Annotated in this window: 14 protein-coding genes; 7 read left to right on the top strand and 7 right to left on the bottom strand. The window is 72.6% G+C overall.

Annotated features, from left to right (window positions below; translation table 11 throughout):
* The first annotated feature begins 228 nt into the window (after positions 1-228).
* Positions 229-4,215, top strand: coding sequence for a glycosyl hydrolase (locus tag AB5J56_RS42620; RefSeq protein ID WP_369241469.1), 3,987 nt, complete (start codon positions 229-231; stop codon positions 4,213-4,215).
* Positions 4,216-4,221: 6 nt separating this feature from the next.
* Here the strand turns inward: AB5J56_RS42620 and AB5J56_RS42615 are convergent, their stop codons facing one another.
* The 3 genes from AB5J56_RS42615 to AB5J56_RS42605 all read right to left on the bottom strand — a co-directional run bounded on the left by AB5J56_RS42615 (position 4,222) and on the right by AB5J56_RS42605 (position 7,191).
* Positions 4,222-5,241, bottom strand: a complete 1,020-nt coding sequence (locus AB5J56_RS42615; RefSeq protein WP_369241467.1) for a LacI family DNA-binding transcriptional regulator — start codon at positions 5,239-5,241, stop codon at positions 4,222-4,224.
* Positions 5,242-5,395: 154 nt separating this feature from the next.
* On the bottom strand, positions 5,396-6,511 hold the full coding sequence (locus tag AB5J56_RS42610) for a Gfo/Idh/MocA family protein (RefSeq protein ID WP_369241465.1): 1,116 nt from the start codon (positions 6,509-6,511) through the stop codon (positions 5,396-5,398).
* Positions 6,481-7,191, bottom strand: coding sequence for a ThuA domain-containing protein (locus AB5J56_RS42605; RefSeq protein ID WP_369241463.1), 711 nt, complete (start codon positions 7,189-7,191; stop codon positions 6,481-6,483). The genes AB5J56_RS42610 and AB5J56_RS42605 overlap by 31 nt, the downstream gene beginning before the upstream one ends.
* A gap of 260 nt (positions 7,192-7,451) precedes the next feature.
* On the opposite strand from AB5J56_RS42605, the gene AB5J56_RS42600 reads away from it, so the two are divergent.
* Positions 7,452-8,660: a protein kinase gene (locus AB5J56_RS42600; protein ID WP_369241461.1), complete on the top strand. Its 1,209-nt coding sequence runs from the start codon at positions 7,452-7,454 to the stop codon at positions 8,658-8,660.
* A 12-nt stretch (positions 8,661-8,672) separates the two neighbouring features.
* Here the strand turns inward: AB5J56_RS42600 and AB5J56_RS42595 are convergent, their stop codons facing one another.
* The 3 genes from AB5J56_RS42595 to AB5J56_RS42585 form a co-directional block, all read right to left on the bottom strand.
* Positions 8,673-9,464 (bottom strand): ANTAR domain-containing response regulator, encoded by a 792-nt coding sequence (locus AB5J56_RS42595; RefSeq protein ID WP_369241459.1) that lies wholly within the window; start codon positions 9,462-9,464, stop codon positions 8,673-8,675.
* Positions 9,465-9,694: 230 nt separating this feature from the next.
* The gene (locus AB5J56_RS42590) at positions 9,695-10,624 is read right to left on the bottom strand and encodes a M48 family metalloprotease (RefSeq protein ID WP_369241457.1); all 930 of its coding nucleotides are present in this window, start codon (positions 10,622-10,624) and stop codon (positions 9,695-9,697) included.
* Complete coding sequence (locus AB5J56_RS42585; protein WP_369241455.1) at positions 10,621-10,992, bottom strand: BlaI/MecI/CopY family transcriptional regulator; 372 nt, start codon at positions 10,990-10,992, stop codon at positions 10,621-10,623. Before AB5J56_RS42585 ends, AB5J56_RS42590 begins: the two co-directional genes overlap by 4 nt.
* A 118-nt stretch (positions 10,993-11,110) precedes the next feature.
* On the opposite strand from AB5J56_RS42585, the gene AB5J56_RS42580 reads away from it, so the two are divergent.
* Genes AB5J56_RS42580 through AB5J56_RS42560 form a run of 5 tightly spaced genes read left to right on the top strand, consistent with a single transcriptional unit; the run spans position 11,111 to position 14,615 of the window.
* A complete protein-coding gene (locus tag AB5J56_RS42580) occupies positions 11,111-11,239 on the top strand; it encodes a hypothetical protein (protein WP_369241453.1) in 129 nt (42 codons plus the stop codon).
* A complete protein-coding gene (locus AB5J56_RS42575) occupies positions 11,236-11,841 on the top strand; it encodes a phosphatase PAP2 family protein (RefSeq protein WP_369241451.1) in 606 nt (201 codons plus the stop codon). The genes AB5J56_RS42580 and AB5J56_RS42575 overlap by 4 nt, the downstream gene beginning before the upstream one ends.
* The gene (locus AB5J56_RS42570; RefSeq protein WP_369241449.1) at positions 11,838-12,584 is read left to right on the top strand and encodes a phosphatase PAP2 family protein; all 747 of its coding nucleotides are present in this window, start codon (positions 11,838-11,840) and stop codon (positions 12,582-12,584) included. The genes AB5J56_RS42575 and AB5J56_RS42570 overlap by 4 nt, the downstream gene beginning before the upstream one ends.
* Positions 12,538-13,200: a response regulator transcription factor gene (locus tag AB5J56_RS42565; RefSeq protein WP_369241447.1), complete on the top strand. Its 663-nt coding sequence runs from the start codon at positions 12,538-12,540 to the stop codon at positions 13,198-13,200. The genes AB5J56_RS42570 and AB5J56_RS42565 overlap by 47 nt, the downstream gene beginning before the upstream one ends.
* Positions 13,197-14,615, top strand: a complete 1,419-nt coding sequence (locus AB5J56_RS42560) for a sensor histidine kinase (protein WP_369241445.1) — start codon at positions 13,197-13,199, stop codon at positions 14,613-14,615. Before AB5J56_RS42565 ends, AB5J56_RS42560 begins: the two co-directional genes overlap by 4 nt.
* On the opposite strand, the gene AB5J56_RS42555 is transcribed toward AB5J56_RS42560, so the two are convergent.
* Positions 14,596-15,492, bottom strand: coding sequence for a hypothetical protein (locus AB5J56_RS42555; RefSeq protein ID WP_369241443.1), 897 nt, complete (start codon positions 15,490-15,492; stop codon positions 14,596-14,598). The two genes, AB5J56_RS42560 and AB5J56_RS42555, sit on opposite strands and share 20 nt — an antisense overlap.
* Between the last annotated feature and the right edge of the window lie 130 nt (positions 15,493-15,622).

Here is a 15,622-nt window from a genome sequence, read left to right as displayed (position 1 = left end):
ATGGGCCGAGCGGAGGGGGACGTCGCGGCTCTGAGGCCGATGCGCAGTGAATATAGGGACGGAAAAACGTTCCAACAACCCCTCATGCACCCATTCGCAGGAAGACGCGACACCCTCCTTCCCGCCATCGGGATCCGGTGCCAACATTCCAGGTGGTCGACAACGTGGGCTGTATAGAACGTTTTTGATCCGCGAGGCGCCCCGGCCGTACTCGGAAGGACCGTATTCGTGATCTCCTCCGCGCTGCAGCAGCTCTTCGACGACCCGCCCCGGGACTTCGGCCCCGCTCCCCTGTGGTGGTGGTCGGGCGCGAAGGTCACCCGCGAGCGTCTGGAATGGCAGATGCGCGCGTTCGCGGACGGCGGCGTCCACAACCTCGTGGTGATCAACCTGGCGCCGGCCGGACCGTGTTTCGGCGCCCGGGCCGACGACCCGGCGTGGTTCGGCGAGGAATGGTGGGCCCGCTTCACCGATGCCTGCGAGATCGCGGCGGAGCTCGGCATGCGCCTGTGGTTCTACGACCAGATCGGCTTCTCCGGCGCCAACGTCCAGGGCGGCGTCACCCGGCGGCACCCCGAGGCGGCGGGCCTGGCGTTACGCACCCGCAAGGCGGCCGTCTCCCGAGGCACGATCGCCCTGCACAACTCCGAGACGCTGGTCGGCGCGTACGACGCCGAGGGCCGACGCCTGCTCTTCACGACCAGTGCGCGGATCGCCGCCCCCGACGGCACCGAAGTCCAGCTGGTCACCGCCGTCCCCACCGCGTTCGACTACCTGGACCCGGGCGCCGTCGGCCTGCTGATGGACGCCGTCCACCACGAGTACGACCGCCGCGTACCCGAATACCTCGGCAACGTCATCGCGGGCAGCTTCCAGGACGAGCTGCCGGGCACGAACGCCTGGACCGCGAGCTTCCCCGAGGAGTTCCGCGCCCGGCGCGGTTACGACCTGCTCGACCACCTCCCGGCCCTGTTCGGTACGAGCGCCACCGACCGGGCGGCGAAGGTCCGCGCCGACTACTACGCCGTCCGCGCGCAGCTCACCGAGGAAGCCCTGTTCCAACCGCTGGCCGCCTGGCACCGCGAGCGCGGCATGCTCCTGGGCTGCGACCAGAGCAACCCCGCCCGCGCGGGCTACCCGGCGCAGTCGACACAGATCTACACGGACTACTTCCGCACCCACCGCTGGTACGGCGCCGCGGGCAGCGATCACCATGGAGACTCCAAGGTCCACTCCTCCATGGCGCACCTCTACGGCCACGAGCGCGTCTGGATCGAGGCGTTCCACTCCTCCGGCTGGGGCGGCACCCTGGAGGACACCTACGACTGGCTCCTGCCGTTCCTGCGCAGCGGCGCCAACCTGTACAACCCGCACGCCAGTTACTTCGGCACCGCGGGCGGCTGGTTCGAGTGGGCACCGCCGTCCACCGACTGGCGCCAGCCCTACTGGAAGCAGTACCCGGCGTTCTCCCGGGCCGTGTCCCGGATCTGCTCGATCATGTCGTGGGGAAGCTACGACGCCGACGTGGCGGTCCTGCATCCCACCGCGACCATGCAGTCGCTCGTCCCGCTGGACGCGCCCCTCCACCACTTCGGCGAGGGCCGGCTCGGCGACGGCCACTCCGACGCCGACGAGACCCAGCGTCACTACCTGGACCTGTGCGGCACGAACAACTGGCTCCGCCCCCGGACCGGCGCCCTGGACCGGCAGTGCGTCTCCTTCGACGTGGTCGACGACGACTCGGTGCAGCGCGCCAAGACCGCCGACGGGGCCCTGCGCATCCGGGACTTGGCGTACAGCGCGGTGCTGCTGCCCTCGGCGAGCGTCCTGGAGGAGGAGACGGCGCGGCGGCTGACCGAACTGCTCGACGCCGGTGGCAGGGTCGTCGTCGTGGGGCGCCCTCCCACGTCGGCCGCCGGACTGTCCGGTGACGACTCCGTCGTTGCGGCGCTGTCGGCCCATCCGCGACTGGAACGTGCGCCCGACGCCGAGTCCGGCGCGACGGCGGTGGCCGACGCGGCCGGACACGCCACGGGCGAGGTGCCGCTGCTCGTCCGCAGGACGGGGAACGAGGCGGTCGCGCTGGTGACGGGCGCCTTCCCGGACGCCGGTGCGCCCGAGCCGCGCACCGACTCTCCTCAGCCGCGCAGGAAGCACGCCATCGATCCCGCGCGCTACGCCCGCACCTCGTCCGTCACCGTGCGTGCCCCGGTCGCCGAGGCCGAGATCTGGAACCCCGCGACGGGCACCCGGGGCGCCGCCCCTGTCACCGTCACCGACGACGGTGTCTCGACCATCGAGGTGCCGCTGGACGGCGCCCCCGCCGCCCTCGTCGTCTGGCGCGAAGGCCCGCCGTCGAGCGCGGCGGCCACCCCGCCGGCTCCGGAGCCGGTGCGGGAGGAGGCGATCGACGTCTCGACCGGCTGGCAGGGCCGTCTGATCCCCACGATGGACAACACCTGGGGCGACCTGGCGCTGCCCCCGGGCGCCTCCGTCGACGAGCCGCAGATCTGGGACATGGAGTGGAGCGAGACCGACATGCCCGACGCGGTGTGGCGGCGGGCGCGGGCGACCTACGGCAACCGGGTCCGCGTCCTGCCACCGGTGCCCTCCGCCGAGGCCCCCGAGCCGTTGGACGCGGCGTCCGTCGAACGGGTCCTGAGCGGCGAGCTGCCCCTCGTGCCACCGGACGCGGGCTGGGACGTATCGGTGTACTCGTCGAGCCGTGGGATCCCGGATCCAGGTGGGCTGCTCGGCAACAAGGGGCTGGTGAACGAGGAGTTCGTACGGGTCGCGGTGCCGGGAAGCGGAAGGGCCGTCCGGGTCCGGGCGATCGTGGAGACCGGCCACCGGGGAGCCGCCGCCCTGCACGTCGGTGCGGAGGCGGTCAAGCGCGTGTGGTGGAACGGCGAGCGGCTGGATACCGGCGGCGGATATCTGGCCTCGGCCCGGGTGACGGTGGCACGGGCCCGCAACGTGCTCGAGTACGAGCTGTCCGACGCCGCGAGCCGGCCCTCGACAATCTCGGCCGCCGCCGACACCCCGCTGGGCAGCTGCTTCTGCCTGTCCGCACCGGACGGATGCGCACCGCGTCCGCGGTTCATGCGCCTGCCCGAAGGGGTGCGGGCCGACGGCCCGGTGACGTATCGCGCGCGGATCCAACTCCCGTACGACGGTGTACGGGCGGTGCTCGTCGTGGGCGCGGCTACGGCGGTCACCGTGCTCCTCGACGGCGCCGTCGTGGCGCGGCAGGAGAAGGCCGAGTACTACGAGTCGGACTGGGGCGGGGTGCCCGCGTTCTTCCGCCATGAACTGCCGCTCCTGGCGGGCGAGCACGTGCTCGACGTCGTGACCGACGGCGCCCGCGCCCGTGACGCCGTGTTCGTCGACCTCGCCGCACGGTCGGGGTCCGGCGTGACCGCGCTTGTCAGCGGCGCCGGTTGGGAGGTCGGGACGGGTGGATGGCAGGGCCGCACTGTCGAGGACGAGGGCAGGCGGGGCGAGTTGCAGCACTGCCACGCCGCGGTTCGGCCGCACCCGTTGCCGGACACGGAGTGGCTCACCGGTCCGCCGGTGCTCGGCAGCGCCGTACTGCCCGTGCGGTGCACGGACGACGTCCACGAGGCGCCGCAGCGCTTCCGCTTCACCGTGCCCGCGGGCACGGTGTCGGTCGACCTGCCGCTGGAGCTTCCCGCGAGGGTGCGGGTCGGGGACGGCGCACTGCGCCCGCTCGACGGCCAAGTCCTCGTCCTGCACCGGCCGTTGGCGGAGCCCACGGAGGTCGAGGTGGTCACCGTGCCCACGGCTGTCCTGCGGGGCGGCTCCGGGTGGCGCGGTCCGGCGCGTGTGCGCACCGTGGCGGCGCCGCTGGCGCTGGGAGACTGGAGCTCGCTGGGGCTGGGCAGTTGGAGCGGGGGCGTGACCTACTCGCGTGCGCTTCAGGTACCGCCGGGGCCGGACCCGGTGCTGGACCTGGGGCGGGTGCGGGGCAGTGTCGAGCTCGCGTTGGACGGGGTGCCGGTGGGCGAGGCGTTCTGCGCCCCGTACCGCTTCGTGCTGGGCGGCGCCGGCGGGCGCACCGTCCGGGTCGACGTGACCGTCCGCGGCACTCTCGCGCCGTACCTCGCCGAGGCCACTCCGACGGCCTGGGCCTTCGCGGACCAGCTCGCTTCGGGCCTGTTCGGGCCGGTGACGCTGCGGATTGCGCGGAGCTGACGGGGTTCAGGTGTCGGACGGCGGCCGGGTGGAGTGCCGCAGGACGAGGCCGGGTGCGAAGACCCGGGTTTCGTGGTCGTGTTCCGCGCGCGCCTCGATCTCGTCGAGCAGCATCTCGACGGCCGCCCGGCCGAGGTCCTCGACCGGCTGCCGGACCGTCGTCAGGGTCGTCGCCCCGAAGCCGGCGATGTCGAGGTCGCCGTAGCCGACCACCTGGACGTCCTCGGGAATGCGCACGCCTCGCTCGGTCAGTCCGCGGCACACCCCCGCGGCGAGGAAGTCGTTGGTGCAGAAGACCCCGTCGGGCAGGTTTTCGAGCTGGTCGGCGATCTTCGCGCCGTACGCCACCGTCATCTCCTCGGCGACGACCTGGTCCAGCCGCGCCTCGCGCCGACTGCGCACGGCCTGCCGGGCGCCCTGGTAGCGGTCGGCGCACTGGCGTATCCCGCGCTCCCCGTTGACGACGAGGATGTCGCGCGCCCCGCGGTCCAGGAGGTGCTGCACGGCGATGCGGCCGCCTGCGATGTCGTCGACGGAGGCGGAGCAGCCTTCCTGGTCCGGCATCGCGCGGTCGGCCAGGACGAGCGGGATGCCACGGTCGCGCAGCCGGGTCAGCCGGCCCGGGTCGGCGCTCAGCGGAACGACCACCACCCCGACGGCCCGCTGCTCGACGAGCATGGTGAAGTAGCCCTGCTCCCGCTCCGGCGCGTCCCCGCTGTGACAGAGCACGAGGGAATAACCGTGGTCGTAGGCCGCGTCCGCGGCGCCCCGTGCGATGCGCGAGTAGAACGAGTTGGCCACATCGGGCAGCACCAGCCCGATCGAGGACGAGTGCCCGGTGCGCAGGCCGGCGGCTCCCGGGTGGGGCACGTAGTCGAGCACGGCGACCGCGGCGCGGACACGCTCCGCGGTCTGCGCGTTGACGCGCTCGGGCCGGTTGAGCACGTTTGACACCGTGGACACCGAGACGCCGGCGGCGGCCGCGACGTCCTGAATACGGGCGGGGCGTGCCGAAATGGCGTCCACCCCCTCGCCAGGACAGCAGTGCAACCAACTACGACAGTGGCCCTCATGGGCGTGGCAAGCATACCGCCATCGCACCTAAAACGATTTCCTCGATCGGGCCGTTGGCCACCAGAAGCCCCGGCTCTGCCGGGAGTTCGTCCCTGGGGCGGACAAGTCAGAGGGACACCCCGCGCCCTTTCCATTCCTCGACGGCGGTGAGCGGCACCGGTGCCGGGCGCTGAGCCGTCGTCGTCAGATCGATTCGCCGGCCCTCGGCCGCCGAGCGCAGGACGGCGCTCATCGTTTCGAGCACGTGCAGGGCGAACTCGCCGCCGGCCCGGGGGACTCGGCGCGCGTCGGCCGCGACGAAGTCGAGCAGTCCGACGCCGCGGGCGCCGTCGACGTAACCCGCCGACGGTTCGAGGGTGCGCCATTCGGTGCCGCCGAGTTCGAAGAGCCGTACCGCGCCGTCGAATCCGTTCGGGTCGGGGACCGCGAGCGTTCCGGTCTCGCCGTGGACCTCGATGGGCGCGGCCGTGGTGGCCACGCCGTCGAAGCTGGTGGTGAGGGTCGACAGGGCGCCGCCCGCGTGCTCGAGTACGCCGGTCACGTGGCTGTCCACCTCGACCGGGATCCGTTCGCCGCTGCGCGGGCCGGAGCCGATGACCCGCTCGGTGCGCAGCCGGCTGGCGGCGCCGATCACCGCGCGGACCGGTCCCAGGAGGTGGACGAGCGCCGCGATGTAGTACGGCCCCATGTCCAGCAGCGGGCCGCCGCCGGCCGTGTAGTAGAAGTCCGGGTGGGGATGCCAGCGCTCGTGGCCCGGGGTGACCATGACGGCCGAGGCGGACAGCGGGCGTCCGATGCGCCCCGCGTCGACGGCCGCGCGCGCCGTCTGCGTTCCGGTGCCCAGGACCGTGTCGGGCGCGCATCCCACACCCACCTGGGCCGCCGCGGCGGCGTCGATGACGGAGCGGGCGTCGGGGAAGGCCGCGGCGAGCGGCTTCTCGGCGTAGACGTTCTTGCCGTGGCCGATCGCCCCGAGTGCGATCTCCGCGTGGGCGGCGGGGGTGGTGAGGTTGAGCACCGTGTCGACGTCCGGACTGCCGAGCAGGCGCTCGACGCCCAGTGCCTGCGCGCCGGGGATCTCGGCGGCGACGGCGGCCGACCGGGTGGCGTCCAGGTCGGCGACCGCGGTGATGCGCACCGCGGGATGCTCCGCGAGCGTGTCCAGGTACGCGCGGGAGATGACGCCGAGTCCTACGATTCCGATGCGGTGCGCGTCGCCCACAGCATGCCCCTCTCGATGACGGTGCGGACGTGGGGGTTTTCGAGCACGTCGAGGCTGTGGCCGGGGGTGGTCACGACGATCCGGCCGGCGCCCCACCGGCGGGTCCAGATCGCCGGTGAGGTGACCGGCCGCTGCCAGGGCTGCCACGGACGGGTCGGGTGGGTGGTGGTGGCCAGTACGTCGATGAGGTCGTCATGGAGCACCCAGTACTGCTCGGTGTCCAGTTCGAAGTCCTCGATGCCCGCGGTGATGGGGTGTTCGCGGCCGAGCTCCGTGATGTTCACCGTATGCGGCAGATAATTGTCCTCGGGGCCGCCGTGGCGTTCGCAGGGTTCCTTGCCCGGGTGCGTCGCGAACTGGCCGCCCACCAGGTGGAGATAGTCGGACGAGGCGCGGAAGGAGTCGGCGATGCCGCCGTGCCAGCCGGTGAATCCGGTGCCGGCGACGACCGCCGTGCCGAGGCCCGCCAGTTCCTCGGCGGCGATCTCCGCCATGCTGATGCACTGCACGACGAGGTCGGTACGGGCCATCGCGGCGACGTCTGCGTAGACCTCGGTCGACTCCTCGACCCGCACGTCGTATCCGCTGCGTTCGAGGAAGGGGAGGAACAACTCCGTTGCCTTGACCGGCTCATGGCCTTCCCATCCGCCTCGCACCACCAGCGCCTGTTTCCGCGTCATGCCGGTTCCCTTCTGACGGCCGTCGCCCAACGACCTGGTGAGTGACCATTGAAGGGCATCCTGCCGGGCTTCCGCGCGTTCGCGAAAGACGTACTCGGGGCCCTGCCGCTATCGCACGACCGTGGCCTGCGGCATGTCCGCCGCCGGGTAGGCTGGGCGCGCTGCGGCACCCCCCACCATCACCCTTGCTCACGTGGTGAGTTACGGCCTGCGGCGGTCAAGTCGTCTTGTGGCATGAGTGGCATGAGGATGAATCACAGGTGCTGATAGCGGGCCGGTACCGGCTGCAGACCCCCATCGGACGCGGCGCCATGGGCGAGGTCTGGCAGGCGTACGACGAAATGCTGGGCCGGCCGGTGGCCGTCAAGCTCCTGCTCGGGCAGGACTCCGATCCCACCGCCGAATCCCGGTTCCGCCTGGAGGCCCAGACCGCGGGACACCTGAACCATCCGCATGTCATCGGCGTCCTGGACTTCGGCTCGTACGAGAACCGGTTGTTCCTGGTGATGGAGTTGATCGAGGGCGACAGCCTGGCGCAGCATCTGAAGGCCGGGGGTCCGCTGCCCGTCGAGCAGGTCGCCCGGATCGCCGCCGAGGCCGCGGCCGGGCTCGCCGCCGCCCACCGGCAGGGCATCGTGCACCGGGACATCAAACCGGGCAATCTCCTTCTGGACGCCGACGGCGCCCTCAAGATCGGGGACTTCGGCATCGCCCGTTTCCTCGACGACCCCGCCGGTGCGCTCACGGCCACCGGGCAGATCGTCGGCACCAGCCTGTACCTCGCGCCCGAGCGCGCTCTGGGCAAGCCCGCTTCACCCGCCTCCGACGTGTACTCGCTGGGCTGTGTGCTCTACCAACTCCTCACCGGGCGTCCCCCGTTCCAGGCCGACACCGCCCTGGTGATCCTGCATCAGCATCTCGATGCCACGCCCGTGCCACCGCGCGAACTCGGCACACATCTACCGCCCGCCTTCGAGAACTACCTGCTCGGCCTGCTCGCCAAGGAGCCCACGGACCGGCCCGGTTCCCGGCAGGTGGCCGACTGGTTCGCCGTCGGCGCCTGGCAGGGCCGCCCCGAACCCCTTCCCGCGGCGACGCCGGCCCCCGCTCCGCGGCCGGTTCGCCCGACCGGACCGACGCCGGGCTCCGCGCCCGGTCGGCGGCGCGCACCGGGCGAAACGGGGCCCCCGACCACGTACGCGCTGCCGTCCGCCCCCGTGCGGACCGGCCACACGCGCCGGAGCCCCCGGGCGCGCAGGGGCGTGCGCGGCTTCGCGGCCCGTCGGCCGAGGCTGACGATCGCCGTCGCCGCAGCGGTGATCTTCCTGGCCGCCATGCTGATCGGCAGGGCCTGGTTCGCACCCGACCCCGGGTCGGCGGAAACCTCCCGCCCGGACCCGGCCCGCACCGCGGGCCCCACTCCCCCGCCGGGCCAGTCCGCGCCGGCTTCCCGAGCCGCCGGCCACTGACCGCGCGGAGCGTCAGTACCAGTGCGGCAGTCGCGGAAGACCGACGCGTGACCCGCGGTCGGCCACGACGGAGGGACGCGGGAACGGTCCGGCGTCGGCCGGGCCGCCGATGATCTGGGCGGACAGGTCGGTGAGTTTCATCCGGTTGCTGCGGGCGTGGCGGCGCAGCAGGGCGAAGGCGTCCTGGACAGGGCAGTCGAGGCGTTCGGCCAGGATCCCCTTGGCCTGTTCGATGACAACCCTGCTGTCCAGGGCGCCCTGCAACTGCTCGCCGCGGCGCCGGGCTTCGTGCAGGAGGTCGTGGTGGGCCAGGCCGAGCGCCGCGGCGGCGGCCAGGAGCTGGCACCAGCGCACGTCGTCCCGGTGCAGCGCGCCGTGCTGGTGGTAGAGGTTCAAGGTGCCCAGAAGACGGTCGTGCGAGCGCAGCGGCAGGGCGGTGACGGCGGTGAACCCCGCGTCCAGGGCGCGGCGGGTGAAGCGCGGCCAGCGGGTTCGGCTGTGCGCGTGGAGCATCGGCACGTTGGTCAGGGGTGTGCTGGAGCGAGCGGTCTCGATGCACGGCCCCTCTCGCAACTCCATTTGTGCGCGCTCCAGTTGACCGGCAGCGTCATTGGACGCCCCTTGACTGCGCGGCCGGCTGTCGGTGCCGGTGAGGTGGCAGCCGGCCGCGTCCACGCCGGGCACCCGGGCGGCGTCCCGGGCCAGACGGCTGAGGAAGGTTTCCTCACCTTCCCCTCGCAAGCGTGCGTCGGCCAGCGTGAGCAGCACACCGGCCGCCGGGTGCTGGTGAACCGGAAGAGACATCTCGACATCCAACGTGTCGTGATCGCGGATGAGGTGCCGCCGGGCAGGAAACGGCGCCGCGAGCGATCGCGCGGGTCCGGGGACGGTCGTACGGCACAGCGGTCACGCACGCGGAACGCCTGCCCCTGGAACCGGTGTTGACGCACGGTGAGGGTCCCCCGTGCACGCGCAGGGGCCTCTTCGGGCCATTCCCGCGCACCGGGTCGTCGCAGCCGTCGGACCGGACCGGATCAGCGACTCTCCTCGCCCTGGGCGACCTCGACCTCGTGATGGACGGTGAGCACGTCGGCGGTCGCGGCGGTCGCGGACAGGACCGCGCAGGCGGTGAGGAGCAGAGCGATACGGCGCGTGGCGCGCGGGCGGCCGCCCGGCGACGCGAGGAGAGCGGCGACCCGCTGCGGGACGGGGCCGGTCGTCGCCGCCGGGGCGAAGGCCGGCCGGGTGGCGCGGGAGGCCTGGCCGGCGAGGGCGGCGCGGGCGATGGCCCGGGCGATCAGCCGCCGGTCGCCGACGGCATCGGCTGCGGCCTCGTCGGCTGCTCGTTCCGCGGCGAGGCGAATGGCGGCGCGGGTCGCGCGCAGCGCGGGGTGACACTGCGCGGCGAGTTCGGCGGCGGCGAGGAAGTAGTGATGGCCACCCCGGTTGTGGGCGCGTTCATGGGCGAAGAGGGCCTCGCGTTCGGCGGCGTCGAGGCTGCGCAGCATCGCGGTGGTCACGACGATGCGGTGCGGGCGGCCCGGCAGGGCGTACGCGTCGGGGTGCGGCGAGTCGATGACGCACAGGTCGCCCGCAGCCGGGCGGCGGCCCGCCTCGGTGCGAGCGGTCCGGAAGGCGCCGAACTGCCACAGGGCCGAGCGAACGAGCGTCCAGACGCCGAGGGTGAGCACCCCGGCGGCCACGGTGGCCGCGGGGACGACGACGGCGTCCGAGGGAGTACGCAGGGGGTGCACGAGTTCGCCGAGCGCCGCGAAGGCGGGGATCTTGAGCAGCCCGGTCAGCACCAGGACACCGAGGGCCGCCGCGCACGCGCTCGCCAGCACGAGGGCGACGGCGGTCAGCGTCCACAGCGCGGCGACGGGGTCCAGGCGGTCGAGGGCGCGGCGCGCCAGCGGCGGTGCCGCGAAGGGCACCAGCAGGGGAACGAGCAGCAGGAGGATCACGTCTCGTCGGCCTCCAGCAGCTGGCGCAGCAGCTGCTCGTCATCAGGGCTGAGCTGGGCGACGAAGCGGGCCAGCACGGTTTCGCGGTCGGTGTACCGGTCGAGTTCGGTGTGCATGCGCCGGGCGGTGAGACCGGCGGCGTCCTGGACCGGGAAGTAGGCGTAGCCGCGCCCCTGCCGCTCGCGGCCGACGACGCCCTTCTCGTGCAGCCGGGAGAGGATCGTCGTCACGGTCGTACGGGCCAGGCCGGAGGCGAGTTCCAGCTGCACGCGGCCGGGTGTGAGGGGCGCGCCGGCGGCCCAGAGGGCGGCCATGACGGCGGCTTCGAGCTCACCGGACGGTCGTCGTTCGTCCTTCTCGTCGGTCATGGGAACGTTCCTCACCCCGCTATCGTCTACAGTCCAGTAGACCGTCTACAGAATTGTAGTCACCAGTCGGGCGCCGCTTCGTCGCGTCCGCTGGTTCCGGACGAAGGAGCTCGCGACGATGACCACACCCACGTACCCATCGTCGCAGCTCGCAGTCAACGTGTCGGACGCCCCTTCACTCCTGGCCCCCGAGGTGTCCCGCTCACGGCGGGCGACGAAGCCGCGCGCCGAGGAGGCACGCGGATGATGCTCGCCCTCACCGGGGCCTCGATCGACGGCTCCCTCTACGTCGACGTGGTGGACCTGGCCCGCAGCTCGCCCGCATGGCTGGACGACGGCCTCTCGGCCTGGTCGACGTACGGGCTCGTGGTGTTCGCCGCACTCATGGTCGTCGGCTGGTGGCGGGCCCGCCGGGTCGGCACCGTGGCGGCCGCGCAGGCGCTGGCCGTGCCGGTGATCGTGGTCCTGGCCTACGGCGTGGACGCCCTGCTGAAGCAGGTGGTTCGCGAGGAGAGGCCCTGCCGGAGCCTGCACATCAGAACGCTGGAGGCGTGTCCGGCGCCGGGCGACTGGTCCTTCCCCAGCAATCACGCGGCCATCGCCGTCGCGGCCGCGGTGGCCCTGCTGTTCGTCTCCCGCCGGCTCGGCACGATCGCCACCGTCGCCGCCTGCGTCATGGCGGTCTCCCGGGTCTGGGTCGGCGCCCACTACCCCCACGACATCGCGGCCGGTGTGCTCGTCGGCGCCGTGGTGGCGATGTTCGGCATGCAGCTGCCGCGCCGCTTCCCCGACGCGCTGGTCCGGCGGATCACCGCCACCCCCCTGCGTCCCCTGCTGTTGGCCTCATGAAGCGCGGCAGCCCCCGGCGCGGCGACATCGCGGACCTCGCCGGAAGCGTCGGCCTGGGAGCCCTGGCGGCCCTCACCGTCCTCACGATGGTCGTGATCGGCCGCGACGGCGCCCCGCTGTTCGCCGACGAGGACCTGCTGGACTGGTCCGTCGCCCACCGCTCCGTCATGGCACTGGCGGCGGCCCGCGGCCTCACCGCCACCGGAACGGGCGTCATTCCGTACGCGCTCGCCGTACTGGCCGGGATCGTCGCGGGCCGCACCGCTCGCCACCGGCTGTTCGCCGCCGCCCTCGCCCTGTGCTGCCTGGCCGCCGGGCAGGCCGTGCGCTACGGGCTGATGACACTCGTCGCCCGCCCCCGCCCGCCACGGACGGATTGGGGGACCCATGCCTCCGGATGGGCCTTCCCCTCCGGGCACGCCACCACGGCGGCCCTCACCGCCGGACTGCTCGTCCTCGCGATATTCCTGCGCGCCCCGCGCGGCAGAACCCTGCTCGCCGTCGTCACCGGGTGCTGGGGCGCACTGGTCGGACTGACCCGTGTCTATCTCGGGGTGCACTGGTTCACCGATGTGGTGGGCGGCTGGCTGCTGAGCATCGGCTGGCTGGGCCTGTGCCTGTGCGCCGCGGCCTCGTGGCTGCCCGACCGCTTCATCGCCGCAACCACAAGCACGGCCACCGCGCCGTTGGAGGACCATGCGCCACAAGATCCTGGTCGTCGAGGACGATCACACCCTGCGTGACGTCGTGCGGCGCGGGCTGCGCGAAGAGGGATTCGACACGCTGCCCGCTCCGGACGGTGCCACCGCACTGCGGCTCGCCACCGACGAGGTCTCCGCCGCCGTGCTCGACATCGGGCTGCCCGACGCGGACGGGCGGGACGTCTGCCAGGCGATGCGTGCCAACGGATTCCTCTCTCCCGTCATCTTCCTGACCGCCCATCACGGTCTGACCGACCGCCTGTCCGGGTTCTCCGCGGGCGGTGACGACTACCTGCCCAAGCCGTTCCACCTCGCCGAACTCGCCGCCCGGCTGCGCGCGGCGGTCAAGCGCGCCGCGCCCGGCCCCGCGACCACGGCCGGCGACCTGGTCCTGGACGCCGTCCGGCACACGCTGACGGCGAGCGGAACCCGGGTCGACCTGACCCCGACGGAGTTCCGCCTGCTCGCGGCACTCATGGCAGCGTCCGGGGACATCGTGCGCCGACGCGAGCTGATCCGAGCGGCCTGGCCCGCGGGAGCCCACGTCAGCGACAACACCCTCGACCAGTACCTGACCCGGCTGCGCCGCAGGCTGCGCGAGGCGGGCAGCGACCTCACCATCGGCACCGCCCGCGGGATCGGCCACCGCCTGTCATGACGTCCCTCGCAGCCCCCTTCCCCCCGCTCCTGACCATCACTTCGCGGCTCACCCCGCGCACATTGCGCGGTCGGCTCTCCCTGGTGGCGCTCACCACCGCCGCGCTTCTGATGGTGCTGCTCACGGTCGCCTTCAACGCCGTGGTCGGGCGCCACCTCCAGCACCAGGCCGACGACGAACTGCGCACCCGCACCGCGGCCGTCGCGACGACCATCGACACCAGCGGCCCGACCGTACGCGTCCTGGAGACCTCCAACGACCGCCTCCTCGACGCGAACGTATGGATCTACACCGGCACCCGGCTCCTCGAGCAACCACCCTCGCCCGCCGCCCCGTTGACCCACCTCGCCAGGGAACTCGTCGAGCACGGCGGCCGCCGCTGCGTCACCGCCGAACACCCCGCCCCCGTGCGGATGTGTGCCCGGCCCGTCCCCGACCGCACCGGCGCCGCCACCGTCGTCACAGCACTGGACCTGACGCCCTACCGGAGTTCGGCCGACACCCTGCTGCTCGGGTCATGCGTCCTGGACGTGCTGATGCTCGCCTGCACCTACGCGCTCACCCGCCTGGCGGTCGGCCGCGCGCTGCGGCCCGTGGGCACCATGACCGACCAGGCCACCCGGTGGAGCGCCGTGGCTTCCGAGGAGCGCTTCGCCGCCGTCGCCCGCCCGGCCGAACTCGCCCGCCTCGGTACGTCGTTGGACGCGCTCCTCGACCGTATTCGCGCGGTACTGCGCCATGAGCGGCAGCTGACCGGGGAGCTGTCGCACGAGCTGCGCACCCCGCTCAGCCGCATCATCGCCGAACTCGACTGGTGGCAGGCCCGCCCCCGCTCCGCCGCCGAGACGCGGGCAGCCCACACCGTCATCGCCGATGCCGCGGAGTCCATGCGCACCATCTGCGACACCCTCCTCGACGACGCCCGCGGCGGCGCGCCCGCGGTCCCCGGCACCGCCGAAGTCCGGCCCGTGCTGCGCCGCCTCACCGAAAGCCTCGACGAACAGGGCCACTTGGCCGTGACCGTCCTCGTCACCGGCAGCAGCACGGGCAGCGGCAGCGAGGAAGAGGAGGGAGACCTGGAGGCCGGTGTCCAGCCCGCTCTCCTGGAGCGCATCGTCAGCCCGCTCCTCGCCAACGCCTGCCGGTACGCGCGCTCGCACGTCACCGTCCGCGCCCACGCTGCGCCCGGTGGCGTACACATCGCGCTCACGGACGACGGCCCCGGCGTACCCGAGTCGTTCGCGCCGCAGCTCTTCCAGCCCGGCCGCCGGGCCGATCCCGGCGACGGACACGACGGAGCCGGCCTGGGGCTGCCGCTCGCGCGACGCCTGGCCCGCTCCGTCGGCGGCGAGGTGACGTACGACCCCGGGCACACACCCGGGGCTCGGTTCGTGGTCAGCCTGCCCGCGGGCTGACCGTCTGCTGCTCTTCGAGCTCCGACGCCGGGGCCGAGGTCCTGCGTTCACGCACCTGGGCGTAGCCCATCAGGCCGACGAGGAGCGCCAGCAGCACGGCCGACGATCCCGCCGTGCCGAGGTCGAGACCGCCCTTGGCCACCGGCTTGGTGAGGAAGTCACCGGCCGTGGCGCCGAGCGGGCGGGTGAGGACGAAGGCGAACCAGAACAGCAGCACGTTCGGCACACCGGACACGCGCATCAGGGCCAGGAGCACCAGCAGAGCCCCGGTGATGAGCAGCGCACCTCCGGCGTACCCGAGTCCCGAACTGTCGGAGAGGAAGTCGCCCATGGAGGTGCCGAGCGTGTTGGAGACGAGGATCGCCGTCCAGAAGAGGGCCTCGCCGCGGAAGCTGACGATGTCGCGGATGACGAACGTCATGCCGGTCAGCTTCCAGAGGGCGAAGACGGCGATCAGGATCGAGATCAGGATGGCGGCGCCGACGGGGTAGCCGAGCCCCAGGCCCTGCGGTCCCCAGCCGAGCGAAGTGGCGCCGCCGGAGAGGTACTTGGCACCGGCGTCCCGGTTCATGAAGTCGGACATGGTGGTGCCGGCCATGCTGGTGGACAGGATGACGGTCCAGTAGAGGAACGGGTGGTAGCGACGCGACCTGAGCTGGACGACCAGGGTCGCCACGAAGAGCAGGAACAGGGCGATGGTGGTGAGGAAGTAGCCGAGTTTCAGCGTCTGGGCGAAGAGGTCGCCGGCCGTCTCGCCGAGGGTGGTCGCGGCGATCTTCATGATCCAGAAGGCCAGGGTGACCTCGGGCAGTTTCTTCATCACGGACCTGGTCGTACTGGCGACGTCCAGGTCGGTGAGGATGTCCGGCTTCTCCAATGAGGAGGCTCCTGTTCTCCGTCACGCGAGAGGGCGCCCGCATGCCGAACGGGCGCCCTCTCGGGTGGGACGAGTGGGGGGTGACCTGCCGGTGGCAGCACCGGTTCCGACCGTGTCAGCCGCAGCCTGA

The sequence above is a fragment of the Streptomyces sp. R21 genome (assembly GCF_041051975.1).
In the GTDB taxonomy this organism is placed as follows: domain Bacteria; phylum Actinomycetota; class Actinomycetes; order Streptomycetales; family Streptomycetaceae; genus Streptomyces.
This window is presented reverse-complemented; position numbering and strand designations above follow the sequence as displayed.